This is a genomic window from Streptococcus mitis, from assembly GCA_001560895.1.
GTDB lineage: Bacteria > Bacillota > Bacilli > Lactobacillales > Streptococcaceae > Streptococcus > Streptococcus mitis_Q.
On the sequence record CP014326.1, the window covers coordinates 1,382,005 to 1,407,351 of the forward strand.

The 25,347-nt window shown below is 40.6% G+C and carries 32 protein-coding genes; 8 read left to right on the plus strand and 24 right to left on the minus strand.

Annotation, left to right across the window (positions count from 1 at the left end; genetic code table 11):
- Positions 1 to 197: 197 nt before the first annotated feature.
- Genes AXK38_06600 through AXK38_06615 form a run of 4 tightly spaced genes read right to left on the minus strand, consistent with a single transcriptional unit; the run spans position 198 to position 3,484 of the window.
- A complete protein-coding gene (locus tag AXK38_06600; GenBank protein AMH88927.1) occupies positions 198 to 1,007 on the minus strand; it encodes a purine-nucleoside phosphorylase in 810 nt (269 codons plus the stop codon).
- Positions 1,007 to 1,564 (minus strand): phosphopentomutase, encoded by a 558-nt coding sequence (locus AXK38_06605; protein AMH88928.1) that lies wholly within the window; start codon positions 1,562 to 1,564, stop codon positions 1,007 to 1,009. The genes AXK38_06600 and AXK38_06605 overlap by 1 nt, the downstream gene beginning before the upstream one ends.
- A gap of 1 nt (position 1,565) precedes the next feature.
- Complete coding sequence (locus tag AXK38_06610) at positions 1,566 to 2,777, minus strand: phosphopentomutase (protein ID AMH88929.1); 1,212 nt, start codon at positions 2,775 to 2,777, stop codon at positions 1,566 to 1,568.
- Positions 2,778 to 2,800: 23 nt separating this feature from the next.
- A complete protein-coding gene (locus tag AXK38_06615; protein ID AMH88930.1) occupies positions 2,801 to 3,484 on the minus strand; it encodes a ribose-5-phosphate isomerase in 684 nt (227 codons plus the stop codon).
- Between the two features lie 160 nt (positions 3,485 to 3,644).
- Between AXK38_06615 and AXK38_06620 the strand changes: the two genes are divergently transcribed.
- Positions 3,645 to 3,830 carry a hypothetical protein gene (locus AXK38_06620; protein AMH88931.1) on the plus strand — a complete coding sequence of 62 codons (186 nt, stop codon included), beginning with the start codon at positions 3,645 to 3,647 and terminating at the stop codon, positions 3,828 to 3,830.
- A 112-nt stretch (positions 3,831 to 3,942) separates the two neighbouring features.
- Here the strand turns inward: AXK38_06620 and AXK38_06625 are convergent, their stop codons facing one another.
- The 7 genes from AXK38_06625 to AXK38_06655 form a co-directional block, all read right to left on the minus strand.
- Entirely contained in the window at positions 3,943 to 4,854 is a 912-nt protein-coding gene (locus AXK38_06625; GenBank protein AMH88932.1) for a thioredoxin reductase, read from the minus strand.
- Between the two features lie 65 nt (positions 4,855 to 4,919).
- A complete protein-coding gene (locus tag AXK38_06630; protein ID AMH88933.1) occupies positions 4,920 to 5,144 on the minus strand; it encodes an amino acid ABC transporter in 225 nt (74 codons plus the stop codon).
- A 77-nt stretch (positions 5,145 to 5,221) separates the two neighbouring features.
- Positions 5,222 to 5,965 (minus strand): amino acid ABC transporter ATP-binding protein, encoded by a 744-nt coding sequence (locus tag AXK38_06635; protein AMH88934.1) that lies wholly within the window; start codon positions 5,963 to 5,965, stop codon positions 5,222 to 5,224.
- A complete protein-coding gene (locus AXK38_06640; protein ID AMH88935.1) occupies positions 5,965 to 6,765 on the minus strand; it encodes an amino acid ABC transporter permease in 801 nt (266 codons plus the stop codon). Before AXK38_06640 ends, AXK38_06635 begins: the two co-directional genes overlap by 1 nt.
- A gap of 157 nt (positions 6,766 to 6,922) precedes the next feature.
- Positions 6,923 to 7,279 (minus strand): arsenate reductase, encoded by a 357-nt coding sequence (locus AXK38_06645; protein ID AMH88936.1) that lies wholly within the window; start codon positions 7,277 to 7,279, stop codon positions 6,923 to 6,925.
- 5 nt (positions 7,280 to 7,284) lie between these two features.
- Entirely contained in the window at positions 7,285 to 7,803 is a 519-nt protein-coding gene (locus tag AXK38_06650; protein AMH88937.1) for a cysteine methyltransferase, read from the minus strand.
- A complete protein-coding gene (locus AXK38_06655) occupies positions 7,803 to 8,297 on the minus strand; it encodes a GNAT family acetyltransferase (GenBank protein AMH88938.1) in 495 nt (164 codons plus the stop codon). Before AXK38_06655 ends, AXK38_06650 begins: the two co-directional genes overlap by 1 nt.
- 134 nt (positions 8,298 to 8,431) lie before the next feature.
- On the opposite strand from AXK38_06655, the gene AXK38_06660 reads away from it, so the two are divergent.
- Positions 8,432 to 8,878 carry a hypothetical protein gene (locus tag AXK38_06660; GenBank protein ID AMH88939.1) on the plus strand — a complete coding sequence of 149 codons (447 nt, stop codon included), beginning with the start codon at positions 8,432 to 8,434 and terminating at the stop codon, positions 8,876 to 8,878.
- Complete coding sequence (locus AXK38_06665) at positions 8,875 to 9,522, plus strand: hemolysin III (protein ID AMH88940.1); 648 nt, start codon at positions 8,875 to 8,877, stop codon at positions 9,520 to 9,522. The genes AXK38_06660 and AXK38_06665 overlap by 4 nt, the downstream gene beginning before the upstream one ends.
- A 365-nt stretch (positions 9,523 to 9,887) precedes the next feature.
- On the opposite strand, the gene AXK38_06670 is transcribed toward AXK38_06665, so the two are convergent.
- The 5 genes from AXK38_06670 to AXK38_06690 all read right to left on the minus strand — a co-directional run bounded on the left by AXK38_06670 (position 9,888) and on the right by AXK38_06690 (position 16,188).
- Positions 9,888 to 10,814, minus strand: coding sequence for an aldo/keto reductase (locus tag AXK38_06670; GenBank protein ID AMH88941.1), 927 nt, complete (start codon positions 10,812 to 10,814; stop codon positions 9,888 to 9,890).
- 101 nt (positions 10,815 to 10,915) lie between these two features.
- The gene (locus AXK38_06675; GenBank protein AMH88942.1) at positions 10,916 to 12,913 is read right to left on the minus strand and encodes a methionine--tRNA ligase; all 1,998 of its coding nucleotides are present in this window, start codon (positions 12,911 to 12,913) and stop codon (positions 10,916 to 10,918) included.
- Between the two features lie 123 nt (positions 12,914 to 13,036).
- Positions 13,037 to 14,296, minus strand: coding sequence for a hypothetical protein (locus AXK38_06680; protein ID AMH88943.1), 1,260 nt, complete (start codon positions 14,294 to 14,296; stop codon positions 13,037 to 13,039).
- Between the two features lies 1 nt (position 14,297).
- Positions 14,298 to 14,999, minus strand: coding sequence for a macrolide ABC transporter ATP-binding protein (locus AXK38_06685; protein ID AMH88944.1), 702 nt, complete (start codon positions 14,997 to 14,999; stop codon positions 14,298 to 14,300).
- Positions 14,983 to 16,188, minus strand: coding sequence for an efflux transporter periplasmic adaptor subunit (locus tag AXK38_06690; protein AMH89654.1), 1,206 nt, complete (start codon positions 16,186 to 16,188; stop codon positions 14,983 to 14,985). The genes AXK38_06685 and AXK38_06690 overlap by 17 nt, the downstream gene beginning before the upstream one ends.
- 290 nt (positions 16,189 to 16,478) lie before the next feature.
- Here AXK38_06690 and AXK38_06695 point away from each other — a divergent pair, with 290 nt between their 5' ends.
- Together AXK38_06695 and AXK38_06700 are read left to right on the plus strand one after the other, a co-directional pair.
- The gene (locus AXK38_06695) at positions 16,479 to 17,825 is read left to right on the plus strand and encodes a glutathione reductase (protein AMH88945.1); all 1,347 of its coding nucleotides are present in this window, start codon (positions 16,479 to 16,481) and stop codon (positions 17,823 to 17,825) included.
- A 189-nt stretch (positions 17,826 to 18,014) separates the two neighbouring features.
- Complete coding sequence (locus AXK38_06700; GenBank protein AMH88946.1) at positions 18,015 to 18,551, plus strand: BioY family transporter; 537 nt, start codon at positions 18,015 to 18,017, stop codon at positions 18,549 to 18,551.
- Between the two features lie 53 nt (positions 18,552 to 18,604).
- On the opposite strand, the gene AXK38_06705 is transcribed toward AXK38_06700, so the two are convergent.
- Positions 18,605 to 18,820: a hypothetical protein gene (locus AXK38_06705; GenBank protein AMH88947.1), complete on the minus strand. Its 216-nt coding sequence runs from the start codon at positions 18,818 to 18,820 to the stop codon at positions 18,605 to 18,607.
- A 98-nt stretch (positions 18,821 to 18,918) separates the two neighbouring features.
- On the opposite strand from AXK38_06705, the gene AXK38_06710 reads away from it, so the two are divergent.
- Positions 18,919 to 19,239 carry a hypothetical protein gene (locus AXK38_06710; protein ID AMH88948.1) on the plus strand — a complete coding sequence of 107 codons (321 nt, stop codon included), beginning with the start codon at positions 18,919 to 18,921 and terminating at the stop codon, positions 19,237 to 19,239.
- 29 nt (positions 19,240 to 19,268) lie between these two features.
- On the opposite strand, the gene AXK38_06715 is transcribed toward AXK38_06710, so the two are convergent.
- The 6 genes from AXK38_06715 to rpsP all read right to left on the minus strand — a co-directional run bounded on the left by AXK38_06715 (position 19,269) and on the right by rpsP (position 22,128).
- Positions 19,269 to 19,607, minus strand: coding sequence for a hypothetical protein (locus AXK38_06715; GenBank protein AMH88949.1), 339 nt, complete (start codon positions 19,605 to 19,607; stop codon positions 19,269 to 19,271).
- A gap of 11 nt (positions 19,608 to 19,618) precedes the next feature.
- A complete protein-coding gene (locus AXK38_06720; GenBank protein AMH88950.1) occupies positions 19,619 to 20,338 on the minus strand; it encodes a tRNA (guanine-N1)-methyltransferase in 720 nt (239 codons plus the stop codon).
- A complete protein-coding gene (locus tag AXK38_06725; protein AMH88951.1) occupies positions 20,328 to 20,846 on the minus strand; it encodes a ribosome maturation factor RimM in 519 nt (172 codons plus the stop codon). The genes AXK38_06720 and AXK38_06725 overlap by 11 nt, the downstream gene beginning before the upstream one ends.
- Positions 20,847 to 20,932: 86 nt before the next feature.
- On the minus strand, positions 20,933 to 21,484 hold the full coding sequence (locus AXK38_06730) for a hypothetical protein (protein AMH88952.1): 552 nt from the start codon (positions 21,482 to 21,484) through the stop codon (positions 20,933 to 20,935).
- A 112-nt stretch (positions 21,485 to 21,596) separates the two neighbouring features.
- Positions 21,597 to 21,836, minus strand: coding sequence for an RNA-binding protein (locus tag AXK38_06735; GenBank protein AMH88953.1), 240 nt, complete (start codon positions 21,834 to 21,836; stop codon positions 21,597 to 21,599).
- A gap of 19 nt (positions 21,837 to 21,855) precedes the next feature.
- Complete coding sequence (gene rpsP, locus AXK38_06740) at positions 21,856 to 22,128, minus strand: 30S ribosomal protein S16 (protein ID AMH88954.1); 273 nt, start codon at positions 22,126 to 22,128, stop codon at positions 21,856 to 21,858.
- Positions 22,129 to 22,304: 176 nt separating this feature from the next.
- Here rpsP and AXK38_06745 point away from each other — a divergent pair, with 176 nt between their 5' ends.
- Together AXK38_06745 and AXK38_06750 are read left to right on the plus strand one after the other, a co-directional pair.
- Entirely contained in the window at positions 22,305 to 22,838 is a 534-nt protein-coding gene (locus AXK38_06745) for a hypothetical protein (GenBank protein AMH88955.1), read from the plus strand.
- A gap of 108 nt (positions 22,839 to 22,946) precedes the next feature.
- The gene (locus AXK38_06750) at positions 22,947 to 23,750 is read left to right on the plus strand and encodes a peptidylprolyl isomerase (protein ID AMH88956.1); all 804 of its coding nucleotides are present in this window, start codon (positions 22,947 to 22,949) and stop codon (positions 23,748 to 23,750) included.
- A gap of 54 nt (positions 23,751 to 23,804) precedes the next feature.
- Here the strand turns inward: AXK38_06750 and AXK38_06755 are convergent, their stop codons facing one another.
- Entirely contained in the window at positions 23,805 to 25,346 is a 1,542-nt protein-coding gene (locus AXK38_06755; protein AMH88957.1) for a heme ABC transporter ATP-binding protein, read from the minus strand.
- Position 25,347 lies beyond the last annotated feature (1 nt).

Sequence of the window (25,347 nt, forward strand, 5' to 3'; positions counted from 1 at the left end):
TTTACCAACAATATTCTCCAATCAGCTAATCTCCTTTAGCATCAAGATTTCATTTTTATACTTTGTTAGCAAGAATTTGAAGAGGTTTATAAAAGTAAAGGAACCTCATTCATTTTTCATATCATAATTCTATATGGAAGTTAATTGTTTCATTTATCTTCCAGCTTACAGAAATACTTTCCTACTCATTTTCTTTCTCATAGCTCAGCAAGAATCGCTTTAAGCAATCCTTTAAAGTCGCCTTTAACACGCTCAGTCACTTCTACAACTTCCTCGTGGTTGAGTTCTTCTTGGAAACCAGCCGCAAAGTTAGTAATACATGAAATTCCCAAAACTTTCAAACCTGAGTGGGCTGCCACAATAACTTCAGGAACAGTAGACATACCAACTGCATCTGCCCCCAATGTCTTATAGGCACGAATCTCTGCTGGTGTCTCATAAGTCGGACCAGTTACACCGATATAGACACCTTCATCAAGCTTGATACCAAGTTTCTTAGCCACTTCATGGGCAGTTGCACGGTATTCTGGTGTGTAAGCCTTAGACATATCAGGGAAACGTGGACCAAAGTCATCCAAATTTTCACCCATCAATGGGTTTTGCCCCGTCATATTGATATGGTCTGAGATAGCCATCAAAGTACCAGGACCAAAGCCAATACCACCAGCTGCATTGGTAACAATGACACCTTCACATCCAAGAACTTTCATGACACGTACTGGGAAAGTCACGACTTCAAGAGGATTGCCTTCGTAGAAATGGAAACGACCTTGAAGAGCCAAGACCTTGCGACCTGCCAGTTCACCATATACCAATTTACCAGCGTGACCGACTACTGTTGAACGGCCCCAGTTTGGAATCTCAGCATAATCTACTATAACTGGATTTTCGATTTCTTCTGCCAATTCTCCAAGTCCTGATCCAAGGATTAGACCAAACTCAGGCGCTTGGATTCCCTTGTCTTTCAGGAAAGTAGCCGTTTCATTGATTTTATCTAAAAATGTCATTATACATCTCCTTTATTATTTTTTAGCATTTGACCGATTTTATCAAAGGTTTTTGCGTTGCGAATGGTGATGTTGCGATAAAAAGGCATCTTGAGTAAGTACTTATGATAGGCAGTTGCATAGTAGGATTCCTCAGTGAATTTCCCCCAGAAAATCCCAAGTATTCCAACATGAACCACTTCATCTTTCAGTTCTAAACTGCTCACTTTCTCGATGACTTGATCCACATCCAAGCTCTCCGTGTAAAAGAGGACATCCTTTCGTGCAAGGTCTTTGGTCCACCAATCTGGCAGATTCTTCAGCTCTGCCTCATAGTCTTCATGACTCAGCAAAGAAAAGCTCTGAATAAATGGATAATGGATTTCAAAGAAAGCCTCTAACTTTTCAACCAATTGGGCTTTGGGAGCTGTCGAAGTAAAGAAAATGTTGCCACTGTTGATGTAGGTTTCAACCTTTTCCAGTCCCAACTCTGTCAGTTCTTGACGAAGTTGCGCCATGACAACTTTATTCTTCCCACCGACATTAATGCCCCTAACCAGTAAAGCATAGTGTGTCATCTTATACCAATTTATCTAAGAAACTTTCCCCAATCATGGCAGTTTCCACACCAAAGTTATCCGCAACTGTCGCTGAGATATCTGCAAAATGTCCAACTGGAATGACACCATTTCCCTTAAAGCTAGGGCTGTAAGCTAAAAGTGGGATATATTCGCGAGTGTGGTCTGTTCCTGCGTAAGTTGGGTCATTTCCATGGTCCGCAGTAATCAAGAGAAGGTCGTTCTCTCTCATAGCTGCGATAATTTCAGGCAAGCGCTCATCAAACTCATGCAAGCAATCACGGTAACCGTGAGCATTACGACGGTGGCCGTAAAGGGCATCAAAGTCCACCAAGTTTGTGAAAGAGAATCCTTTTTCAAACTCAGCCAGTCCCATAGTCTTCAATAGTGTATCAATTCCGTGGCTGTTTGACTTGTTGTGTCCCATATCATGGTTGATACCAGCACCGTTAAAGATATCGTTTATTTTTCCAACGGCATAAGTATCGATACCAGCTTCGTTCAATTTATCCAAAACAGTTGGTGCAAATGGAGAAACGGCCAAGTCACGACGGTTAGCTGTACGGGTGAAGTTGCCTGGCTCACCAACATATGGACGAGCAATGATACGACCAAGGAGGGCAGGACGCTCAAGGGTGATCGAACGAGCGTATTCACAGATACGGTACAATTCATCCAAAGGAATGATGTCTTCGTGGGCAGCAATTTGCAAAACAGGGTCAGCTGAAGTATAGATAATCAACTCCCCAGTTTCCATCTGGCGTGGTCCAAAATCATCGATAACAGCTGTACCTGAGTAAGGTTTGTTGGCTTCACGAATGACCTTACGTCCTGAAAATTCTTCGATTTTTGTCAGGATTTCTTCTGGGAATCCGTTCCAGAAAGTATCGAAAGGCTCGGTAATGTTGAGTCCCATGATTTCCCAGTGACCAGTCATGGTATCCTTACCAAGGGAAACTTCTTCCAATTTTGTTGCATAACCTGTTGGATTGCTTTCAGCTGGAACAGTCTTCAGAGGCGTTTCACGAGGAATATTTCCTAGACCGATTTTAGCCATATTTGGCACATTTAAACCAACTGTTTTTGAAATGTGTCCCAGTGTATCAGAAGCGCCGTCTGGAACCCCTGCATTGACAAAGTTATTGGCATCTGGTGCAGCACCGATTCCTACAGAATCCAGTACAACCAAGTGAATACGATTAAATTTTGACATAGTGTATCTCCTTATTATTTTGATTAGTTTGCTTTTGTTGAAGTTAAAATCTGAACTCCATCTCGTCCAGCAACGATGACCTTATCCACCATTTGGTTGAATAAACCGTGCTCTACAACACCAACGATATGGTCCAATTCTTGTCCAAAGGCTATTGGATCTTCGATGACATCCAAGGCTAAGTCAATGATAAAGTTCTGCATATCGGTCACAAAACGTTGGCCATCTTTTTCACGGAAGCTTGGTTTGTAGCCAGCTCGTTCAAAACGACGAAAGACTTGTTCTGCACCATACTGAACCACTTCTACTGGCAATTTAAAAGCACCTAGTTTGTCGACCAGCTTGCTTTCATCCACCACCCAAATATATTCTTTTGAGGGCGTTGCCACAACCTTCTCCATGAGAAGGGCACCACCACCGCCTTTGATTCCGTTAAACTGACTATCCACTTCATCCGCCCCGTCAACCGTCACATCAACCAAATCTACTTGGTCAATAGACTTGAGTGGGATATTAAGACCTTCAGCCTGTTTACTAGTCACACTAGAAGTCGTTACAGCTGTAATCTGCAACCCTTCTTCCTTGATACGACGACCGATTTCTTCGACAAAATAATAGGCAGTAGACCCCGTTCCAAGTCCGACTACCATGCCATCCTTGACAAACTCAGCAGCCTTGATACCTGCCATTTTTTTCAGATTTTCCACTCAAACACCTCCATTAAAGAGCTATTTCTATTATACCATGTAAAGGCTTAATATTCATCTGAAAATTGAAACCGATAACCATTCTCTAAGAAATCTTACTAGAGTTGATTTTTTATCATAAAGATGGTTAAATATTTAAGTATAGAAAAGGAGAAATAAGATGAACCCATTAGATTTGTTTAATCAAGTAAAAGAGTTAATCGAAACAAAAGATTTCGAAGCTGCAAAAACATTTGTTGCAGAAAATCAAGAACAGCTTGGAGAATACTTCTCTCAAGCTCAGCAGTTGATTTCTGGTTCAGAAGGTCTAGATGGCCTCGTTAGCAAGATTAAAGGATTTTTCTAAAAATATAAGAGGCTGGCAAAACTCAATTTCAGTAGAAAATGAGATTAATTTTCCCACAATAAAACGCATAGTGTCAAATTTTTTGTAACTCTGATGCTATGCGTTTTTATGATTAACTATGTTCGGTGATAAACTTGTAGGCTTCTTGACCAGCGATAGCCCCATCTCCAACTGCTGTTGTCACTTGACGAAGGTCTTTCAAGCGAACATCTCCAACTGCAAAGATACCGTCAACTGCAGTCTTCATGTGGCTATCTGTCACAATCCAGCCTGCCTGATCTTGAATATTCAATTCTTTAACAAAATCGCTAAGAGGGTCCAATCCAACATAGATAAAGACGCCACCGAAGGCTTGTTCTGTCACTTGACCTGTTTTCACATTTTCAAATACGACAGATTCTACTCGATTTTCACCTTTGATTTCCTTAACTACAGAATCCCAGATAAAACTGATTTTCTCATTCGCAAAAGCGCGGTCTTGTAAAACCTTTTGGGCACGAAGTTGATCACGACGGTGAACAATGGTAACAGTCTTAGCAAAACGAGTCAAGAAGAGAGCTTCTTCAACAGCTGAATCTCCACCACCGACTACCAACAAATCTTGGTCACGGAAGAAAGCACCATCACACACAGCACAGTAAGAAACACCACGACTGTTCAGTTCTTCTTCTCCAGGCACTCCCAAAGGACGATGTTTAGAACCAGTTGCTACGATAACTGTACGTGTTTCATATGTTTGGTCATCAGTAATCACTTTCTTAAAATCACCATGGTCTTCTACATTTTCAACATAACCATAAATATGCTCAACACCAAGATTTTCAAGTGGTTCAAACATCTTTTCAGCCAATTCTGGGCCACTGATATTAGCGTACCCTGGATAATTTTCAATATCAGATGTATTATTCATCTGACCACCTGGCAGACCACCTTCAATCAAGGCTACTTTCAAATTGCTTCGAGCAGCGTATAAGGCCGCAGTCATCCCTGCAGGTCCAGCACCGATAATAATAGTATCGTACATATAGATTCCTTCTTTCTTGTTGTAACTATCTTTATTCTAACTCTTTCTTGTCAATCAAGCAAGGATTATGCCTTGAAAACAAGAATTAAACTCATAACCGCAAAGGATAATACTGGAACAACCAAGACCCCAATCATAATCATATCATAGAGATGGGCTTGGCGAGCCTTGGCTGTCTTATCAACTCCCGACATGGCTCTTAGTCCAATCCAAATTCCTAAAAAAATCAGGACAAGGATGGTGGTCAAGATCAAACTCTCGAAATATAAAGAAAATAGTTGCAGTAGCATGATTTCTCTCATTTCTATCTTTTTTAAAGAGTAAACTCAGCTAGTCCAGCTAACTGAGTTTTTCTTTATCTATTATATCAAATATAAGTTCGTTTGTAACTAGCGAAGAATTCTTTTGTCCGCTCTTCTTTCGGATGGTGGATAATCTCATCCGGTGTTCCAGACTCGATGATTTTCCCCTTATCTAAGAAGAGAATCTTATCAGCCACTTGGGCTACAAAGGACATATCATGACTGACCAAAATCATGGTCTGACCTGACTTAGCAGCATCTGCAATAGATTTTTCTACTTCACCGACCAATTCTGGGTCAAGAGCTGAAGTTGGTTCATCTAAGAGCAAGACATCTGGTTTCATGGCAAGAGCACGCGCTAGGGCAACCCGTTGCTTCTGACCACCTGATAAATGACGAGGGTAATGATTCTCACGGTCAGAAAGCCCAACCTTAGCCAACTCTTCCTTGGCAATCTTAGTCGCTTCTTGGTCAGATAATTTCTTAACCACAACCAAGCCTTCTTTCACATTATCAAGTGCTGTGCGACGTTCAAACAAATTAAACTGTTGAAAAACCATGGACAGCTTGCGGCGGAGGGCAAGGATTTCTTCCTGAGTAATTTTAGAAAAATCAACTGAGAAATCATCAATCTGAATCGAGCCACTATCAGGTGTTTCAAGATAATTAAGACTGCGAAGGAAGGTTGATTTTCCAGCTCCTGAAGAACCAATCAATGCTACAACTTCCCCTTTTTGAATATCCAAGTCCAGATGATCCAAGACAGTCTGTCCTGAAAATGATTTACTTAAATTCGAAATCTTAATCATTAACGAAGGTCTCCTTTCACATCTGTTTGCACTGTATCAGGTGCAGAAATAGCCATTTTTCTCTCGATGAAACGACCGAGGCTTTCAATTCCGATATTGACTACCCAATAAACAAGGGCAACGGAGATAAAGCGTTCAAAATAGCGGTAATCAGCTCCACCCAAAATCTGAGCTTGTGCAAAGACTTCCACAACACCCGCACTAAAGGCTAGAGAAGTTCCTTTGGTCAAGCCGATTAGGGAATTGATCAAGGTTGGAGTAGCCACAACGGCCGCATTGGGAATAATCACGCGACGATAAACTTGTGCTCGGGTCATACCCAGACTGCGTGCCGCCTCAATCTCACCAGGATTTACTGAGAGAATGGCTGCACGAATGGTTTCACTAGCATAAGCTGCCTCATTAAAGGCAAAGGCAACAATTGCAAAAGCAGCGGCTGGAATCGCATTGATATTGAGACCAGTTCCCCATTGCTGATTGAGGGCTTTCAAAGCTAAAGGAATTCCGTAGTAGGTCAACATGAGTTGCACTAAAATCGGTGTCCCTTTGAGGAAACTAACAAAGAAGGCCTGCAAGGGATATAAAATCTTGACACGATTGATTTTTACAATAGCAAAAAGAAGCGCCAAAACCAAGCCAAAAAGGGCACCACCAATTGTCAACATAATCGTTGTTGGAAGCTGTTGGACAATTCTTGGAATCCCATCAAAGACCGAACGTAGGCTAAACAGCTTACCATCCGGAATCAATTGCATCAAGTTTTGGTACCAATCTGATGCTAAAATCGTTGTAACATTCATAAAAACATCCTCTCCTGATAATGATTCATTCTACCATACTTCTGCCGTCAATGAAATTATTTGCTACGGTCAGATACAGACTTTGTCTACCTACTAGTTTATCATACTTTGAAACAGGGAGGTTATATATTTTATCTATCAAAGAGATAAGTAAAAACTATTTCAGTCCCAGTTCTTCGTAAGCTTTTCGATAACCGATTTGCTTAACAGTTCCATTCTCCACTAAAATCGGTCGTTTCAATAACATACCGTCGCTTGCTAGCAACTCAGCTGCTTCTTGATTTGATAAACTTCCTACCTTATCTTTCAGCCCTAATTCACGGTATTTTATTCCACTAGTGTTGAAAAATTGCTTCAATTCGAAACCTGAGGTTGCTAGCCAGTTTAAAATAACTTCTTGGCTGGGTGTTTCTTCGACGATATGAACGGCTTTATAGTCCACACCGAGTTGGTTTAATTCTTGCTTTGCTTTTTTACAAGTTGAACATTTTGGGTATTCGATAAATTCTAACATGTCTTTCACTTTCTATTGTTTATATCTTTAAAATCTACGCCTTCATGATCCAAGAGCCAAGCTTTCTTTTCCACTCCTGCAGCATAACCTGTCAAACGCTTTCCTGCTCCTAGCACACGATGACAAGGTACTAGAATAGACCACGGATTGCGTCCTACCGCTCCACCAATTGATTGAGCAGAAGCAACTTGCAGGTCTTGGGCTATTTGCCCATAGGTCACTGTCTGACCATAAGGAATTCCCTGTAAATAGGACCAAACTCGCTTTTCAAAATCCGTTCCGATTGGAGCCAAGGGCAAGTTGGATAAATCCTGAGACTTGCCTTTAAAGTAAGCATCTAAGCAAGCAATAACTGAGTCTAAAATGGGATGACTAACAACTACTTCTATCGTTTCAACTCCTATCCCTCTCTCAAAATGCTTCTGCTCCTGCACCCAAATGCCATACAAATACTGGTCATCAGCTACGAGAGAAAGGGAGCCAATTGGCGAAGAATAGAGCATTTTTGCGTACTTCTTTTGCATTATTTCTTCAATTTTTGATAGGCTAAGCGTTCCCCATCAACTGGAACCTTACCGACCTGTTCAAAACCGAGTTTTTCAAAAATATGTTGCATGGCCTTATTTTTAGTATGTGTATCCGAGCGAAAATCCAGATAATCAAAACCTTCAATCAAACCCCCTAAAAAAGTTTGAGCAACTCCCTGTCCCTGGACATCTGCTGCGACAGCAATACGGTGAAAGACCAGATATTCTGACTCTCCAGCTTGCCATCTTCCTTCATAAATGGCTTCATAGGCTGCCTCTGGACCCTTGGTCACAGCAGCATAGGCTAATAGTTCTCCATCCTCCAAGGCTACGTAGGCTTGACCTGAGATAATATCTTCAATAATAATATTAGCATTTGGATAACCATTTTGCCACTGGTCACTACCAGCATCCGCTAAACATTTTTTAGCATCCTCCATCACTTGCATGATGGCATCTACCTCATTTGGAAAAGCTAAACGAATCTCCATCTTTTCTCCTCATTTCTGACTAGTTTCTCCCATCATAGCATAATTTAAGCCTTTTCACAAGCAGTTAAAACTTGACTTTCTGTTTTTGTTATTTTATAATCTAGTTATCAAAACTAGATAAAAAGGAGTTGAAAATGAAAACTACCTTTTCCTACCCAAAATGGGCAGAAATTCCAAACATTGACCTCTATCTGGACCAGGTTTTGCTCTATGTCAATCAGGTCTGCGCCCCTATCTCTCCTGATAAAGACAAGGGTCTGACAGCATCTATGGTCAACAATTATGTCAAACATGGTTACCTGACAAAGCCTGACAAGAAAAAATACCAACGCCAACAGATTGCCCGTTTGATTGCTATCACAACCCTTAAGTCTGTATTTTCTATCCAAGAAATAGCCCAGACACTTAATACTCTACAAAGTCAAGCAAGTTCAGACCAACTCTACGATGCTTTTGTGGACTACATGAACCAAGGAATTGATCCAGCAAACTCTATCATCCAAACTAGCTGCCAAACCGTTAAACTCTATCATCAAACCCTAGCCTTAATCCATTATACACAAGAGGAGGTAATCCAATGAACACTAGTCTTAAACTTAGCAAACAACTCAGTTTTGGAGAGGAGATTGCTAATAGCGTGACCCATGCCGTAGGTGCAGTCATCATGCTCATCTTACTCCCCATTTCATCCACCTATAGCTATGAGGCACACGGATTTTTATCATCTATCGGCGTTTCCATGTTCGTTATCAGCCTCTTTCTCATGTTCCTCTCATCCACCATTTACCACTCTATGGCCTATGGTTCGACCCACAAATATGTCTTGCGAATCATTGACCATTCTATGATTTATGTTGCCATCGCTGGATCTTACACGCCCGTCGTCTTGACCTTAATGAATAACTGGTTTGGCTATCTGATCATTGCCATCCAGTGGGGAACGACCATCTTTGGCATTCTCTATAAAATCTTTGCTAAAAAGGTCAATGAGAAATTCAGCCTTGCTCTTTACCTGATTATGGGCTGGTTGGTTCTAGCTATCATTCCTGCCATTATCAGTCAAACGACACCAATTTTCTGGAGTCTCATGGTAACTGGTGGACTCTGTTATACAGTTGGAGCTGGATTTTATGCCAAGAAAAAACCTTATTTCCACATGATTTGGCATCTCTTTATCCTAGTTGCGTCTGCCCTACAATACATCGCTATTGTTTATTATATGTAAAAGAGGTCGGGACAAATCCTAACCTCGTTTTTATTCTCTATGATGTTTTATACCCAATCAAAAAATTACTCTAGCCCATTTTATAGTACCTACTATCGTGCCGTCAATTATGGGATACTGCTTCCCTGCTAGTATGTAAATCAGAATAGTTATACTAAATTCAAACCACGTCAGCGTCGCCTTACCGTACTCAAGTATAGCTTGCGGCTAGCTTACTGGCTTGCTTTTTGATTTTCATTGAGTATTAAATCATAATCATCCGTTAATAAACCGTACCTAGCGAATCAAGACAGACTAATGGTCACATAAGAAAAAACCATTTTCCAACGTTTTTTTGACTGTGATTTCTTTAGATGCATTTTCTCCTAAGGCAAATCATTCCCTGCAGCGATGTAAATTTCATACCATTCTTTTCGAGTCAAGTTGACTTTACTTGCTTGGCTTGCCTCTATCAAATGCTTAGGATTGGTTGTACCTACGACTGCCTGCATTTTGGCTGGGTAACGTAACACCCAAGCGATAGCAATAGCTGATGGGCTCACACTGTATTTTAATGCTAATCGATTTAGGACTTGGTTTAGTTGTTGGAACTTCTCATTACCAACAAAATTCCCTTTAAAATATCCGAACTGCAAGACTGACCAGGCCTGAATAACCATGTCGTTTAATTGGCAGTATTCAAAGACGCTTCCATCACGCACAGCTGCCTTGTTGCCTTCCATATTGACATGAAATCCTGATTCAAAACCAGGTGTGAAAGCTGCACTCAATTGTAGCTGATTAACAGCTAACGGCTGCTTGACATCTTTTTTAAGCAATTCCATCATCATAGGATTTTGGTTGGACACACCGAAGTCTCGAACTTTACCTGATGTATGTAGAATTTCAAAGGCTTCCGCCACTTGATCAGCTTCCATTAAAGCATCTGGTCGATGGAGAAGTAAGCTATCTAAATAATCAACCTGCAATCTTTTTAAAATTCCATCTACTGATTCTAGAATATACTCTTTTGAAAAATCAAAATAGGTAAATTCTTCTATGCGAATACCACATTTTGACTGAATCCACATCTTTTCTCTTAAATCTGGACGATTTTTTAGGACAAGACCTAACAGTTCTTCACAACGACCACGACCGTATATATCAGCCAAGTCGAAGGCATTGATTCCAACAGAAAGTGCTGTTTCTACAAGCTCTTCAACTTCTTTTACAGACTTATCTTCTATTCTCATCATTCCGAGAACAATTTCTGATAATTCTTTGTCATCTTGACCAAATGGAATGTATTTCATGGCAATTTCCTCCGTTTTTCTTCATTATAAAGCAGAATGACACTTTTATCAACTGCTACCTAAAAAAGAAAAGAACCAGTTCAAACTGGTCCTTTTAAATCTTAGCCAATCACGCTTCCATTTGGTACAGCTGGATCAACTGTGAGAAGGGTTAATTGTCCATCATGTTCAGCTGATAGGATCATACCTTGGCTGACATATTTTTTCATCATCTTACGAGGTTTGAGATTGGCAACGATTTGAACTTTCTTGCCGACCAATTCTTGTTCATTTGGATAGTATTTTGCAATCCCTGAGAGGATTTGACGATCTTCACCATCACCAGCATCCAAGCGGAATTGAAGCAACTTGTCAGAACCTTCTACTTTAGACACTTCTTTGACTTCTGCGACACGGATTTCGACCTTGTCAAAGTCCTCAAACTTGATTTCTTCTTTGTTAAGTTTGAGTTCTACTTCGTCTGGATTCCATTCTTTTGCAACTGCTGGTTTGTTGCCTTCCATTTGTTCCTTGATATAGGCAATCTCTTCTTCCATATCCAGACGTGGGAAAATTGGTGTTCCTTTAGCAACTACAGTCACACCTGCAGGGAAGTCAGCTAAGCTCAAGTTCTCAAGGCTTGCTACTTCTTCCAAGCCAAGTTGATTCAAGACTGCACGACTGGTTTCCATCATAAATGGCTCAATCAAGTGAGCAACGACACGAAGACTGGCTGCCAAGTGGCTCATGACACTTGCTAATTGGTCACGAAGAGCTTCATCCTTAGCCAAGACCCATGGAGCTGTCTCGTCGATGTATTTATTAGTACGAGAGATAAGGGTCCAGACTGCTTCTAAAGCACGTGGGTAGTCAACTGCTTCCATGTGTGTATGGTAGTCAGCGATTGATTGTTCTGCTACTTGAGCAAGAGCATGGTCAAACTCTGTTACACCCTCTACATAGGCTGGAATTTGTCCATCAAAATACTTGTTAATCATAGAAACCGTACGGTTGAGGAGGTTTCCAAGGTCATTGGCCAATTCGTAGTTGATACGGCCAACATAGTCTTCTGGAGTGAAGGTTCCGTCTGAACCAACAGGAAGGCTACGCATGAGGTAGTAGCGAAGTGGATCTAGACCATAGCGTTCTACCAACATTTCAGGGTAAACGACATTTCCTTTAGACTTGGACATCTTGCCGTCTTTCATGACAAACCAACCGTGGGCAATCAAGCGGTCAGGCAATTTAACATCCAACATCATGAGAAGGATTGGCCAGTAGATTGAGTGGAAACGAAGGATGTCTTTTCCTACCATATGGAAGACTGTTCCATTCCAGAATTTGTCAAAGCTACCATGTTCATCTTGACCGTAGCCAAGAGCTGTCGCATAGTTAAGAAGGGCATCAATCCAAACATAGACAACGTGTTTTGGATTTGACGGTACTGGTACTCCCCATGTAAAGGTTGTACGAGAAACTGCCAAATCCTCTAAACCTGGTTCGATGAAGTTGCGAAGCATTTCATTCAGACGACCATCTGGAGTGATAAATTCAGGATGGGACTTGAAAAATTCCACCAAACGATCTTGGTATTTGCTGAGACGAAGGAAGTATGATTCTTCAGAAACCCATTCTACTTCGTGACCTGATGGAGCAATACCCCCAGTTACATTTCCAGCTTCGTCACGGAAAACTTCCGCAAGCTGGCTTTCTGTAAAGAATTCCTCATCTGAGACTGAGTACCAACCAGAATATTCACCCAAATAGATGTCATCTTGAGCAAGTAAGCGTTCAAAGACTTGTGCGACAACTTTTTCATGGTAGTCATCAGTTGTACGGATAAATTTATCGTATGAGATATCTAGTAATTGCCAGAGTTCTTTAACTCCAACTGCCATTCCATCAACATAGGCTTGAGGTGTAATTCCAGCTTCTTCTGCTTTTTGTTGAATCTTTTGACCATGCTCATCAAGACCTGTCAGATAAAAGACATCGTAGCCCATCAAGCGTTTGTAACGTGCTAAGACATCACAGGCGATGGTTGTGTAGGCAGATCCGATATGAAGTTTTCCAGATGGATAGTAAATCGGCGTTGTAATATAAAAATTCTTTTCAGACATAATTTTTCCTTTCCAGGCAAATGAAACCTGTTTTTCTAACACTTCATTATATCACATTTTTAAGAATTTTCGATAGGGAAATCCATACAAAAACAAGATAGACAAGCGTCCATCTTGTTGATCTTATTCATATCGAAGGGCTTCAATTGGATCAAGTTTCGATGCCTTGTTGGCTGGCAAGACTCCAAAAATCATACCAACACTAGCCGAAACTGCAAGACTAAATAGGGCAACCGGGATTGACACTCCCACCTCTATACCCGCAATCAAACCTTGTAATAGTATACCAGCTATAGCGGTTAAGCCTGTCGCAATGGTTAAACCAATGACTCCGCCTAACAAGGTCAAAATCATGGATTCAATCAAAAATTGGATTAAAATATTAGCACGTGTCGCACCCAAAGCCTTACGGAGACCAATCTCACGAGTACGCTCCGTCACCGAAACCAGCATGATGTTCATAACACCAGTCCCTCCAACAAAAAGGGAAATTCCTGCAATGGCACTAATAATCGTAGTTATAAATCCAAAAAGTTGTTGTACTTCTTGGAAGGCTGCAGTCGCATCTGCCACCTGATACTCCCCTTGCTGAAGACCAGCAATCTCGGTCAATTTTCTAGCTAATTCTGGTCCCACAGTTGGTGTCAAACTGGTATCATTGACACGGAAGACAATATCAGAAATCTCATCCATATTGAAGTTGTTGGCAAGAGAAATATTAGTCGTAATCGGAAGTCCACCAATACCAAAAGTCTTGGCAGTCTTGGCCTCATCGCTGGTATAGACACCAATGACACGATAGCTAAAGCCACCAACATCTATAACCTGGTTAACAGCTTCTTGAGCAGATCCAAACAGACTATTAGCAAGTTCTTGGTCTAGTAAAATGACACTGGCAACATCTTTATAATCCTGAGCTATAAGACTTCGGCCTGCAACAATTTCATTTTCAACTGCCTTCATGTAAGTAATATTTCCACCTGTCAAGCTAGCGCGCTCCACTTTTTTGTCTTTATAAGACAAGGTGGTATTAGTCGAGTTGGTTACATAGTAACTGTCCACACCCTTAAGTTTTGCTGCCTCCTTGACCCAAGCTTCTTGCGGTTTTGGTGGTTCAACAGGAACTTCCTCTTCTTTCCCAGAGACTGTCAAAGCTGATTGTTTTTGGGTAAAAGAACCATCTTTACTTTTAATAGGCGAGAAAAAGACATGGATATTCTTCTGTGACTTGGTCATGTTTTTATTGACCTGACGAGACATGGAATCACCTAGAGCCATAATCACAACAACTGATGAAACACCAATGATAATCCCAATCATAGTGAGAAAAGAGCGCATCTTGTGGGCCATGATAGATGAAAAGGCAAATTTCAGATTCTGCATCTTAGTTTTCCTCCCTTTCTAATTGCGCACTGTCAGACGAAATAACTCCATCTCGAATGACAATCTGGCGTTTAGCATAAGCAGCGATTTCAGGCTCATGCGTTACCATGATAATGGTTTTTCCTTCTTTATTTAGTTCAACCAACAGTTGCATAATTTGATTCCCTGTTTTGGTATCCAAGGCTCCTGTCGGTTCATCCGCTAGGATAATAGAAGGATTGTTTACCAAGGCACGCGCGATAGCTACACGTTGCTTTTGACCTCCAGATAATTCCGAAGGTAAATGGTGACTACGTTCTGTCAATTCAACCTTATCTAAATATTCCTCAGCTAACTTGCGACGTTTTGAAGCCGAAACTCCTGCGTAAATCAAAGGCAATTCTACATTTTGCAGAGCATTGAGTTTAGATAGAAGAAAGAACTGCTGAAAGACAAATCCGATTTGTTGGTTACGGACCTTGGCTAACTGTTTTTCACCCAGTCCAGCTACTTCTTGACCTTCAAGATAATACTCTCCACTGCTTGGTGTATCCAACATGCCAATCGTATTCATGAGAGTAGATTTACCAGAACCAGATGGTCCCATGATGGCAACAAATTCACCCTCATTTACTTCTAGGTTGATATTTTTGAGAACCTGCAATTCTTGGTCACCGTTACGGTAGCTTCTGCAGATATTTTTTAGACTAATTAGTTTCTTCATCAGCCTTCACCTCTTTTCCTTCCTCTAGAGAAGACGTTGGGTTACTGATGACCTTGACTCCATTTGTCAGACCTGAAGTGATTTCTTGGTTGTCTGCATCAGCATTTCCCAAACCAACTTCCACTTTCTTGGCCTTTTTCTGCTCGTCAATTACCCAGACATAATTCTTATCATTTTCAGTCACAACACTTGTTAAAGGAACCAGAATAGCTTTACTCTTATTCTTAACCTCAACACTTACTGAGAATCCTTGTTTCAAGTCACCGATTTCACTTGTAACATCGATGGTATATGGATATTTAGAACCAGAGTTACCGCCTGTTGCTGCAGCTGCACTTGGTGCTTCACCATTGTTTTTAGGGTAGTCAGAAATGTAGCTAATCTTACCAGTCCAGCTCTTATCTTGGTAAACTTTAGAAGTAAAGGTTACTTCTTGTCCTACAGAGAGGTTGGCAAGGTTATATTCAGATAGTTCCCCCTTAACTTGCAAGTTTTCATTGCTAACGACATGAACTACCACCTGGCTAGCTCCTGTTGGAGATTTAGAAACATTGCGGTTGACTTCGACCACAGTTCCCTCTAGGGTACTGAGAACCGTCATTGCATCCAACTGACTTTGAGCCTTGCTTAATTGCGCAGCTGCATCTGCACGGGCATCACGGGCATCACCCAATTGAGCATCAATAGAGGATACTGAATTTCCTGCGACTGGAGCTGGAGTTTGCGCTGCAGCTCCTTCGCCTCCTGCTGGTGTTGGCAATTGTAAAGCCGGTGCTGAAGCGGCTTCATTGCGTGCTTGGTTGAGTTCGTTGATATGGCGATCTGCCTTCGCAACTGCTCGACTCGCTGAATCATAGGCCGCCCGTGCTTCTGAACTACTGTACTTAACTAAAGCCTGTCCTTCACTAACCTTATCGCCCACAGAAACAAGGATTTCATCTAAATCTCCTTTGCTAGCATCAAAATAAACATATTGTTCATTTTTTGCTGTTACTGTCCCTGATAACAAAACAGAGGATGCCACGCTTCCTTCCTTAGCAACAACCAGATGAGTAACCTCATCTTTTACAGCAGTCTGAGAAGGTTGTCTAAAGAGTAAAATCCCTCCAGCACCCAATACAACTACACTTGCAGCACCGATTGCTGCATACAATTGCCACTTTTTAGCTTTACCATTCTTTTTCATAATGAAACTCCTTTTTGATTTAAAGTCCTTAACAATATTATACAAAAATTCCCAAATATAAACAATAACAGTTGAGAACGAAATAATGACATTTCAGGATCCACTTATTGTTCGGAATTTATTTTTATTGTTATTGTACTAGATATATAATACACTTTATTTTCCCTTTTTGCAAGCCTTTTCTTTAATTTTTTTGAACGTAGCAGATTTTTGCAATCACATCAAAAAAAAGATAGAATATGACTATCAAAAAATGACACTCTACTATTTAAAAGAGTACAAAGGAGTTTTCAATGAGAGAATATGATATCATTGCTATCGGTGGAGGTAGCGGAGGAATTGCTACCATGAACCGTGCTGGTGAACACGGAGCCAAAGCAGCCGTTATTGAGGAAAAGAAATTAGGTGGAACCTGTGTCAACGTCGGTTGTGTTCCTAAGAAAATCATGTGGTACGGAGCACAAATTGCTGAGACTTTCCATCAATTTGGAGAAGACTACGGTTTTAAAACTACTGATCTTAACTTTGACTTTGCAACTCTACGTCGCAATCGTGAAGCCTACATTGATCGCGCTCGTTCTTCTTATGATGGCAGTTTTAAACGCAACGGTGTAGACTTGATTGAAGGCCATGCTGAATTTGTAGATTCTCATACTGTTAGCGTAAATGGTGAACTCATTCATGCCAAACATATCGTGATTGCGACTGGTGCCCATCCAAGTATTCCTAATATTCCTGGTGCAGAACTAGGTGGCTCTTCTGATGATGTATTTGCTTGGGAAGAACTTCCTGAGTCAGTTGCCATTCTAGGCGCTGGTTATATCGCTGTTGAATTAGCTGGCGTTCTCCACACTTTTGGTGTCAAGACAGACCTCTTTGTTCGCCGTGATCGTCCTTTACGTGGTTTTGATTCTTACATCGTTGAAGGTTTGGTCAAGGAAATGGAAAGAACAAACTTGCCCCTTCATACTCACAAAGTCCCTATCAAATTAGAGAAAACTGCTGAAGGCATTACCATTCATTTCGAAGATGGTACTAGTCACACAGCTAGTCAAGTTATCTGGGCTACGGGTCGCCGTCCAAACGTTAAAGGCTTGCAACTTGAAAAAGCTGGAGTAACTCTGAACGAACGTGGCTTTATCCAAGTGGATGAATACCAAAATACTGTTGTTGAGGGAATCTATGCTCTAGGTGATGTAACGGGTGAAAAAGAGCTGACTCCAGTTGCTATCAAGGCTGGACGTACTTTGTCTGAACGTCTCTTTAACGGCAAAACAACTGCTAAAATGGACTACTCAACTATTCCAACTGTTGTCTTTTCACACCCTGCTATCGGAACTGTTGGATTGACAGAAGAGCAAGCTATTAAAGAATACGGTCAAGACCAAATCAAGGTTTACAAATCAAGCTTTACTTCTATGTACTCTGCTTGCACTTGCAACCGTCAAGAAACACGTTTCAAACTGATTACAGCTGGTTCAGAAGAAAAAGTTGTTGGACTTCATGGAATTGGCTATGGTGTTGATGAAATGATTCAAGGATTTGCTGTTGCTATCAAAATGGGAGCAACCAAGGCTGACTTTGATGCAACTGTGGCGATTCACCCAACTGCATCTGAAGAATTTGTAACTATGCGTTAATCGAAACAAAAGAAGCTGATACAAATGTGTCTGCTTCTTTTTTGATGATTTACGAATAGATGAAAACAACTTACCCCGTCAGGAAAATCGGCTGTTACAGTTTTTGTTACCTTTGTTATAAAAATAGGTTGACAATAATATTAAATTAAGTACAATAGTTACTATACATTAGAAAAGAGGTTAACTATTTTGAAAAAAGCTCACGTTTATGCTATCCCTGCTATTGGGGCTGTTCTTATTGCTGTGTTGGCACAAATCAGTCTTCCAATTGGACCTGTTCCCTTCACTCTACAAAACTTTGCAATCGGCTTGATTGCTACTGTATTTAGACCGAGAGAGGCTGTACTTTCTGTTGGACTCTATCTTCTTCTAGGTGCCATCGGTCTTCCTGTCTTTGCAGGAGGTGGAGCTGGATTTCATGCTTTAGTTGGTCCTACTGCAGGCTATCTTTGGTTTTATCTTGTTTACTCTGGAGTTACTTCATCTCTAACTGACAGCGATAGTGGAGTTGTCAAGATTTTTCTTGCAAACCTCTTAGGAGATACACTTGTCTTTGTCGGAGGGATTCTCAGCTTGCATTTCCTAGCTGGAATGGCATTTGAAAAAGCTCTTATGGTGGGTGTTCTTCCCTTTATCATTCCAGACCTTGGTAAACTTCTTGCTATTAGTTTTATTAGCCGTCCACTACTTCAACGCCTTAAAAATCAGGCTTACTTTACTAACTAAAAAAGGATATCGAGTTGTCATAACTCAATATCCTTTTTTTCCATTTTGAAAACTTAGTTGCCTTTAAAGGCATCCACCATCATTTGAAATTCTTCATTTGAGAGAGTAATTCCCTTGCCCATTTTAGTATGGTCTGGACTCCAAGCACGAATATCAAACTTTGCAGGAGCACCATTAAAGCTCACGCGGTTGATTTCCTTGGTCCAACCTTTTTCGTTTTCAGAAAGAGTCAACAAATGCTCTTCGATTTCAAATGTAAATTCTGCCATTTTCTTCTCCTTTTTTAGCTTTCATTAGTTTATTCGTAAAATCTTGTAGATTTTAGGAAAATTTTATATAATATTGATATAAAAGAAGGGAGGCCAATATGAGACATAAATTCCAGCAAATACTAGATAAAATACATGACTTTTTAAATGGACATGACCAACCTGACCAGACTGAAACCAACTCCCTTACAGCCACTATTGAAGAGGCTGTCCAGAAACAAACTGCTGTTCATCTTATCTTGTCTGAGACAAGTTTTACAGGTGATATCATCAAATACGATCAGCAACGCCAGCAGATTATCGTGAAAAATTTTGCCAAAAATGTTAGCCGTATTATCCGTATAAGCGATATTCAACGCCTGAGATTTGTCCCTTCAACTGTCCAAACAGCCCAAAAAAATAGATTTAAGAAAGAGTGAGATGTAGTTGCTTCATCCCACTCTTTTTCTTAGCGAACTTGTTCAAAATGTAAATGAACGGCGATATGATCTCCATAGCCACTTCTTTCCAAATCACGTTGTAGACGATAGGAAATGTAGTGTTCAGCAATGGTAATGTAACCTGCACCCAATAAACGATGCTCAACCAAAGACTGAATCATGCTGATGGTAGCACGTTCCACCTTGGCTTCTTCCAAATCCAAAACCACTTTCTTAGTAACTTGTGCAAGGTTTTGACGCAAATCATCTGTCAATACATAGACAGTCTGAGCTGCCTTTAAGATAGCCTGGTAAATCTTATCTGGATTAAATTCAGCAATTTCTCCATCACGTTTGATTACTTGCATAGGTTTCTCCTTTATTCTTTGTTTTCTTTGATTTCTGCCAGCATTTTTTCTTCTTCTGCTGTCAGTTGATAATTTTCTAACAAATCTGGTCTGCGCTCGTAGGTTTTCTTTAAACTCTCATACAATCGCCACTGACGAATCTTTTCATGGTGTCCACTCATCAGTACATCTGGGACAACCATGCCTCGATAATCATAGGGACGTGTGTACTGGGGGTATTCAAGAAGGCCTGAAGAAAAACTATCATCTTGGTGGCTGGACTCCTTACCAATCACTTCTGGAATCAGGCGAACCGTCGCATCAATCATGGTCATGGCCGCCAATTCCCCACCAGTCAAGACATAGTCCCCCAAGGAAATCTCATCTGTCACCAAGGTCTTAATGCGCTCATCATAGCCCTCATAGTGACCACAGATAAAGATCAGTTCCTCTTCTTTGGCCAAATCCTCAGCATAGGCCTGATCAAACTGCTTTCCAGCTGGATCTAGGAGAATGACGCGAGGATTTTTCTTTTCAATAGCATCAAAGGCATCGAAAATAGGTTGGGCTCGGAGCAACATCCCCTGACCGCCTCCGTAGGGCTCATCGTCGACATGGCGGGCCTTTTCAGCATATTCTCGAAAATTATGATACTGGATATCCAAGAGCCCTTTTTCACGTGCCTTTCCAACGATTGAGTGCTCTAGCGGAGAAAACATCTCTGGAAAAAGGGTTAAAATATCAATCTTCATCGTCTAACCCTTCTAAGATTTCCACATCGACGCGGTTATTCGGAATATCAACATTGAGAATCACTGGTGGGATGTAAGGCAATAACAAATCACGCTTGCCTTTTCGTTTGACCACCCAGACATCGTTAGCACCTGGTTGCAGGATTTCTTTGATGGTTCCAATCAAGTTATCCCCCTCATAGACTTCCAAACCGATAATCTCATGATAGTAGAACTCACCATCATCTAAATCGTTTAAATCTTCCTCAGCAACCTTGAGACTGTATCCTTTGTACTTTTCGATAGCGTTGATATGGTACATATCTTTGAATTTAATGATGTCAAAGTTCTTCTGTTTACGGTGGCTAGCAATAGTCACTGTTTGAACAAACTGATCTTTTTCATCAAACAAGGCCAGCTCAGCCCCTTTTTTAAACCGTTCTTCTGCAAAATCCGTCACAGACAAGACTCGCATCTCACCCTGTAACCCCTGCGTATTGACGATTTTCCCAACATTAAAGTAGTTCATCTTGTCTCCTGTAGTCTATTTCTATCCTTTATTTTATCACGTTCCAGGGATTTTCTCAAGTTAGAGGAAGATACATAGAGGAGTCGCTATAGTCCAAAAAGTGCTAATAGTTTCCTCTTTAATGTTAATTTATATTTGAAAGATGAGATATTCACATTCCCATTATACATATTACTATAAAATGTATACTCGCCAATTTCACCCTGACTTGTTTTCCATTTCATTCTTAAACTAGGCATATTCTCTGGTAAATTTGTATGAATCAATAAGCATGTATAATTCTTTAAATTTTTAACTATATGCAGTTTATCATTATCAACTAAACGATTACTTTTTGAATCATAGATTAATGAATAAAATTCTATAATTTCAATATCAACTTCCTTTGGATAAAAAATCAAATGGTGATAATGTTTATCATTTTCATCATGTTTAAACTCATATATATGATGAAATCTCGTATGTAAGGAATCAAATTCGATTGGTTTAATTACCTGAATTTCGATATTATTGATATAGGCCTTATTCTGAAAACTAATTTTTAAAATTACACCTATAAAAGTCGAAATCTGTAAAATTCGCAATAACCAATCAATGTACATTGCCCAATCTATGTTTAAAATAAAATCAATGTTCATTCTTTTCCAGTCCCCCTTCAAACATCTTTCCAAATCCCGATTATGCTGTTACTTGATAGATGCTATTTTACACTTCTCCACACAAAAAAGCGAGACATTCATCCCGCCCTTCTTATTTTTCGTCAATAACGATTCTTACTTTTTTGTCTTCAGTTGGGACAGAGTAGACAATCGTTCTTATCGCAGAAATAGTGCGACCCTTACGACCGATTACACGACCCACATCACTTTGATCAAGATCCAAATGATATTCCAAAAATTCTGGTGTATCTTCAATCTTGATAGTTAAGGCATCTGGTTGTGAAATCAAGGGTTTCACAATCGCAATAATGAGATTTTCAATCGTATCCATCTGTCAACCTACTTTAAACTTATTTTGAGAATTTAGAATCGTGGAATTTTTTCAATACGCCTTCTTTTGAAAGGATGTTACGAACTGTATCTGAAGGTTGAGCTCCATCAGCCAACCATGCAAGAACACGGTCTTCTTTCAAAGTTACTTGGTTTTCAGCAACAAGTGGGTTGTAAGTTCCAACTGTTTCGATGAAACGTCCGTCACGTGGTGAACGTGAATCTGCTACGTTGATACGGTAGAAAGGTTTTTTCTTAGAACCCATACGAGTCAAACGGATTTTAACTGCCATTTTTAAAGTCTCTTTTCTTATTTTTTATTTCGGTGAAATAGCTGAGCTATTTAGCACATGTTCTATTATAGCAGATTTCTGACAGGTGTCAAGAAAAAAACTTGACAGACTATAAAATTTTTAAAGCTTTTAGAAATTTGTTAGAATAGAAAATAAAAGTTTGAAAGAGGCTATCCGTGAATACTATTTTAGAAAAATTTTATAAAGACCACCAAGTCAGCCCCTTCATCTCTCCTGAACGAGATTTGGATGCTTGGCTCCTAAATCCCAAGCCCGTTCCCAAACGAAACATGGAACTATTAGCAGATGATTTACTAGCAGGTGATATCATTTTACTATGGAGAATCCAGTTTGGCACTTTTACCACCGAAACCTGGTTTCCTAAATACTTCGAGTACACTTATGGCATTGATGCCCCTAAACATATAAAAACTCTAGTAGAAAAAGGTTATGCTGTCATTGAAACAGCTTTTGATTCACTTGACCATCTGAATGCTACAATGAAAAAGAATATTTTGAAAAGCAAGGGAATTACGGGTCTTTCTAAGATGAAGGCTGCAGATCTAGACCAAGCCCTTCATGACAACTTTTCAGAAGAAGAATTGGCAAGTCACTTTTCAATTCGTGGCTACAAATTGACTCCAAAGGGGGAGCAGCTACTAGAACAGTACCAGGAAATTATCGACCGTCATCCAAAGAAGAATCTCTAGTCAAGAGACATTTTGGTTACTTTACTGTAAAACTACCTTGTCACTAATATTTGAATTCCCCTTCCTTTTAGGGTACAATGGTAGAAATGAATTTTTGAGAGGAACAGAATGAAAAAACTAGCAACCCTTCTTTTACTGTCCACTGTAGCCCTAGCCGGATGTAGCAGCATCCAACGTAGTCTGCGTGGCGATGATTATGTGGATTCCAGCCTTGCTGCTGAAGAAAGTTCTAAGGCTGCCGCCCAATCTGCCAAGGACTTAAACGATGCTTTAACAAATGAGAATGCCAACTTCCCTCAACTTTCTAAGGAAATTTCCGAAGATGAAGCCGAAGTCATTCTCCACACAAGTCAGGGCGACATCCGCATTAAACTCTTTCCTAAACTTGCTCCTCTAGCAGTTGAAAACTTCCTCACTCATGCCAAAGAAGGCTACTATAACGGGATTACCTTCCACCGTGTCATCGATGGCTTTATGGTCCAAACTGGAGATCCAAAAGGAGATGGTACAGGTGGTCAGTCTATCTGGCATGACAAGGATAAGACAAAAGACAAGGGAACTGGTTTCAAAAATGAGATTACTCCTTATCTCTATAACATCCGTGGGGCTCTTGCGATGGCTAATACTGGTCAACCAAACACCAATGGTAGCCAGTTCTTCATCAACCAAAACTCTACAGATACCTCTGCTAAACTCCCTACAAGCAAGTATCCAAAGAAAATCATCGAAGCCTACAAAGAAGGTGGAAACCCTAGTCTAGATGGCAAGCACCCAGTCTTTGGCCAAGTCATTGACGGTATGGATGTTGTAGATAAGATTGCAAAAGCCGAAAAAAATGAGAAAGACAAACCAACTACTGCTATTACTATCGATAGCATCGAAGTGGTGAAAGACTACGATTTTAAATCTTAAAAATCTAAAAAATACAGTACCCACATTCGGTACTGTATTTCTTTTATATTCATTTTAAGTTAGCTTGTTAAAATCCCAGATTTGGTCCATCCAACCTTCATAAAAGTCTGGTTCGTGGCAGACCATAAGAATAGACCCCTTGTATTCTTTAAGAGCGCGTTTGAGTTCATCCTTGGCATCCACATCCAGGTGGTTAGTCGGCTCGTCCAGCACTAAAACGTTGTTTTCACGATTCATCAAGAGACAGAAACGAACCTTGGCTTGTTCCCCACCTGACAAGACCTGAATTTGGCTTTCAATATGCTTGGTTGTCAAACCACAACGGGCAAGGGCTGCACGAACTTCTGCTTGGTTAAGTGCAGGAAAGGCATTCCAGACAGCCTCTAGTGGTGTTTGACGATTGCCTCCTTCTACTTCCTGCTCAAAGTAGCCAAGTTCTAGGTAGTCACCGCGTTCAACTTCCCCAGCGATTGGCGGGATAATTCCCAAAAGAGACTTCAAGAGAGTTGTTTTCCCGATACCATTTGCTCCGATAATGGCAACCTTTTGATTGCGTTCGAAGGTAAGATTTAAAGGCTTAGTAAGAGGTCGGTCATAACCAATCTGCAAATCCTTAGCTTGGAAGATAAAGCGCCCAGGTGTACGAGCTGGTTTAAAATCAAAGGATGGTTTTGGTTTCTCACTTTGCAGTTCGATAATATCCATCTTGTCGAGTTTCTTCTGACGAGACATGGCCATATTTCTGGTTGCAACACGCGCTTTATTACGAGCGACAAAGTCCTTGAGATCTGCAATCTCTTTCTGCTGACGTTCATAAGCTGCCTCCAACTGAGATTTCTTCATGGCATAAACTTCTTGGAACTGGTAGTAGTCACCAGAGTAACGCGTCAACTGTTGATTTTCCACATGATAGACAATATTAATAACATCATTTAGGAATGGAATATCGTGTGAAATGAGGACAAAGGCATTTTCATAGTTTTGGAGATAGCGCTTGAGCCAGTCAATATGCTCAGCATCCAAGTAGTTAGTCGGCTCATCCAAAAGCAAGATATCGGGCTTTTCAAGGAGGAGTTTGGCCAAAAGAACCTTGGTTCTTTGCCCACCTGACAAAGAAGTTACATCCGTATCCATGCCAAAGTCCATGACACCAAGGGCACGCGCCACTTCATCAATCTTAGCATCTAAGGTATAGAAATCACGACTCTCCAGACGGTCTTGGAGTTCGCCAACTTCTTCCATGAGAGCATCAACATCCGCTCCGTCTTCAGCCATTTCCATATAGAGGTCATTGATACGGGCTTCAGCTTTGAATAGCTCATCAAAGGCTGTACGGAGAACATCACGAACAGATTGGCCTTCAGCAAGGACTGAGTGTTGGTCCAGATAGCCAGCAGCCACATATTTAGACCACTCTACCTTTCCTTCATCTGGCAACATCTTACCAGTCACAATACTCATAAAGGTTGATTTCCCTTCACCATTGGCACCGACTAGACCGATATGTTCTCCCTTGAGGAGACGGAAGGACACATCTTCAAAAATTGCACGGTCACCAAAACCGTGACTCAGATTTTTAACTTCTAAAATACTCATT

What these genes read in the sequence shown, in the direction of transcription:
- AXK38_06600 (AMH88927.1), bottom strand. Translation starts at nt 1,007, where the DNA reads ATGACATTTTTAGATAAAATCAATGAAACGGCTACTTTCCTGAAAGAC.
- AXK38_06605 (AMH88928.1), bottom strand. Translation starts at nt 1,564, where the DNA reads ATGACACACTATGCTTTACTGGTTAGGGGCATTAATGTCGGTGGGAAG.
- AXK38_06610 (AMH88929.1), bottom strand. Translation starts at nt 2,777, where the DNA reads ATGTCAAAATTTAATCGTATTCACTTGGTTGTACTGGATTCTGTAGGA.
- AXK38_06620 (AMH88931.1), top strand. Translation starts at nt 3,645, where the DNA reads ATGAACCCATTAGATTTGTTTAATCAAGTAAAAGAGTTAATCGAAACA.
- AXK38_06625 (AMH88932.1), bottom strand. Translation starts at nt 4,854, where the DNA reads ATGTACGATACTATTATTATCGGTGCTGGACCTGCAGGGATGACTGCG.
- AXK38_06630 (AMH88933.1), bottom strand. Translation starts at nt 5,144, where the DNA reads ATGCTACTGCAACTATTTTCTTTATATTTCGAGAGTTTGATCTTGACC.
- AXK38_06635 (AMH88934.1), bottom strand. Translation starts at nt 5,965, where the DNA reads ATGATTAAGATTTCGAATTTAAGTAAATCATTTTCAGGACAGACTGTC.
- AXK38_06640 (AMH88935.1), bottom strand. Translation starts at nt 6,765, where the DNA reads ATGAATGTTACAACGATTTTAGCATCAGATTGGTACCAAAACTTGATG.
- AXK38_06645 (AMH88936.1), bottom strand. Translation starts at nt 7,279, where the DNA reads ATGTTAGAATTTATCGAATACCCAAAATGTTCAACTTGTAAAAAAGCA.
- AXK38_06650 (AMH88937.1), bottom strand. Translation starts at nt 7,803, where the DNA reads ATGCAAAAGAAGTACGCAAAAATGCTCTATTCTTCGCCAATTGGCTCC.
- AXK38_06655 (AMH88938.1), bottom strand. Translation starts at nt 8,297, where the DNA reads ATGGAGATTCGTTTAGCTTTTCCAAATGAGGTAGATGCCATCATGCAA.
- AXK38_06660 (AMH88939.1), top strand. Translation starts at nt 8,432, where the DNA reads ATGAAAACTACCTTTTCCTACCCAAAATGGGCAGAAATTCCAAACATT.
- AXK38_06665 (AMH88940.1), top strand. Translation starts at nt 8,875, where the DNA reads ATGAACACTAGTCTTAAACTTAGCAAACAACTCAGTTTTGGAGAGGAG.
- AXK38_06670 (AMH88941.1), bottom strand. Translation starts at nt 10,814, where the DNA reads ATGAAATACATTCCATTTGGTCAAGATGACAAAGAATTATCAGAAATT.
- AXK38_06675 (AMH88942.1), bottom strand. Translation starts at nt 12,913, where the DNA reads ATGTCTGAAAAGAATTTTTATATTACAACGCCGATTTACTATCCATCT.
- AXK38_06680 (AMH88943.1), bottom strand. Translation starts at nt 14,296, where the DNA reads ATGCAGAATCTGAAATTTGCCTTTTCATCTATCATGGCCCACAAGATG.
- AXK38_06685 (AMH88944.1), bottom strand. Translation starts at nt 14,999, where the DNA reads ATGAAGAAACTAATTAGTCTAAAAAATATCTGCAGAAGCTACCGTAAC.
- AXK38_06695 (AMH88945.1), top strand. Translation starts at nt 16,479, where the DNA reads ATGAGAGAATATGATATCATTGCTATCGGTGGAGGTAGCGGAGGAATT.
- AXK38_06705 (AMH88947.1), bottom strand. Translation starts at nt 18,820, where the DNA reads ATGGCAGAATTTACATTTGAAATCGAAGAGCATTTGTTGACTCTTTCT.
- AXK38_06710 (AMH88948.1), top strand. Translation starts at nt 18,919, where the DNA reads ATGAGACATAAATTCCAGCAAATACTAGATAAAATACATGACTTTTTA.
- AXK38_06715 (AMH88949.1), bottom strand. Translation starts at nt 19,607, where the DNA reads ATGCAAGTAATCAAACGTGATGGAGAAATTGCTGAATTTAATCCAGAT.
- AXK38_06720 (AMH88950.1), bottom strand. Translation starts at nt 20,338, where the DNA reads ATGAAGATTGATATTTTAACCCTTTTTCCAGAGATGTTTTCTCCGCTA.
- AXK38_06725 (AMH88951.1), bottom strand. Translation starts at nt 20,846, where the DNA reads ATGAACTACTTTAATGTTGGGAAAATCGTCAATACGCAGGGGTTACAG.
- AXK38_06730 (AMH88952.1), bottom strand. Translation starts at nt 21,484, where the DNA reads ATGAACATTGATTTTATTTTAAACATAGATTGGGCAATGTACATTGAT.
- AXK38_06735 (AMH88953.1), bottom strand. Translation starts at nt 21,836, where the DNA reads ATGGATACGATTGAAAATCTCATTATTGCGATTGTGAAACCCTTGATT.
- rpsP (AMH88954.1), bottom strand. Translation starts at nt 22,128, where the DNA reads ATGGCAGTTAAAATCCGTTTGACTCGTATGGGTTCTAAGAAAAAACCT.
- AXK38_06750 (AMH88956.1), top strand. Translation starts at nt 22,947, where the DNA reads ATGAAAAAACTAGCAACCCTTCTTTTACTGTCCACTGTAGCCCTAGCC.
- AXK38_06755 (AMH88957.1), bottom strand. Translation starts at nt 25,346, where the DNA reads ATGAGTATTTTAGAAGTTAAAAATCTGAGTCACGGTTTTGGTGACCGT.